The organism is Paenibacillus sp. NPDC057886 (assembly GCF_042796655.1).
Lineage (GTDB): Bacteria > Bacillota > Bacilli > Paenibacillales > Paenibacillaceae > Paenibacillus.
This window is the reverse complement of the sequence record NZ_JBHVMZ010000033.1, coordinates 1-1,376: the sequence shown is the minus strand read 5'-3', so window position 1 is coordinate 1,376 and position 1,376 is coordinate 1. Positions and strand designations below refer to the sequence as shown.

Annotated in this window: 1 protein-coding gene; it reads left to right on the top strand. The window is 41.2% G+C overall.

The window, feature by feature from the left end; all coding sequences use genetic code 11:
* Positions 1 to 1,120: 1,120 nt before the first annotated feature.
* Positions 1,121 to 1,376, top strand: a 256-nt coding sequence (locus ACFVQB_RS34375) for a nucleotidyltransferase domain-containing protein (RefSeq protein WP_379449868.1), incomplete at its 3' end; no start/stop codon positions are given.

Below are 1,376 nucleotides of genomic sequence, written 5' to 3'. Positions count from 1 at the left end.
GTTTAGTTACTGAATCTATTTCCATTTGATCAATCCAATTCTCGGTATGAAACCGGTTTAAGGGAAAATCTTTGATTTTTCTTTAAGCCGGTTTTCGGGGTATCGGGGGTGAAGCCCCTGATCAAGGTCACAGCTTAGCACTATTGAACATCGTGAAATAGGGGTAACTGTGTATCCTTGCTTATCAATTACGGACAAATTTGTTCTATAAATTATTAAATCAAATGACTCGGTATATAAACTCTAGAAAGTATTGGCATTAATCTTGTAAAACTAAAGACGCTCAACTCTTTCTCACCGCCACCACAGCCTTCGCTTCGCTCAGGCAGATGGTGGACGTTGAGAGAGTTTCGGCAATACTCTCCCTAAGGGCTGTCATTCAAAAAATGACACTTCCCTTAAGTATTGCCGATTTAACCTGATTAGGCTGACGGAGCCACGCATCGGTCGTATCCGCACCATGCTTTACATACATGGTAGACAAGGACTAAAAGTTTTGTACCTTCCCCCACGCGCTCCCTGTCGAAGTATGGTGGTATCTCTGCGAGGATTTCTCCAACATGCAACTTAACCAACCTATACAACTACTCTCAACGCTCCGCTTGTGTGGGATTCCCCTGTAACGGTTTAGCTCCAATCTCTCGATCTTCACTATCGCTACGATGCACCAGTGACACTTATTCCCTCCACATGCACCGCATATCTTCCTTTAAAAAAGGCGAACAGAAGCTGATAAGGCTCGAATACAGTCTATGTATTGCTTATTGGATGAACGAGAATCAAGTAACGAAAGACTTTTTACTGATACAATGCTTGCCATTTTTTATCAATTTGATAGAATCTGAAAAGCGGTACAAGCCGAAAGGTGAAATCAGTACGAGCGTCTAACTCTGCTGATCTTCGTTACTTGATGCTCTTAACATCAAATAACTGCGTACCACCAAATTTAAGACAAAACCCCTCTAAGTTGCAAGACTCAGAGGGGTTTTTCTTTAGGTTTTAACTACAACTTTTCATTAGAATTGTTGCAAGGACTCTTTTTTTATATATTTCAAATTTTTTAACAAGATTTTTATTTGTTTCTCCTACTCCTAACTCATGCCCGAAAAAGAGGTCAAGCATGTCCGAAACCTTGCAACTTGAACAGTTAACAGAATCTTTACAGCAGCTTTTGGGTGAATCCCTCTTTGCCATTTATCTGTATGGTTCAGCTGTTGATGGCGGGCTAGGTCCAGAAAGTGATCTGGATGTTTTGGTTGTGGTGAATCAAGCACTGACACTCCATCAAAGACAGCAACTGGCAGAAACCTTATTAAAAATTTCGTATCCAATTGGGGCTGCACAGCGTGCACTTGAAGTCACCATCGTACTTAAAG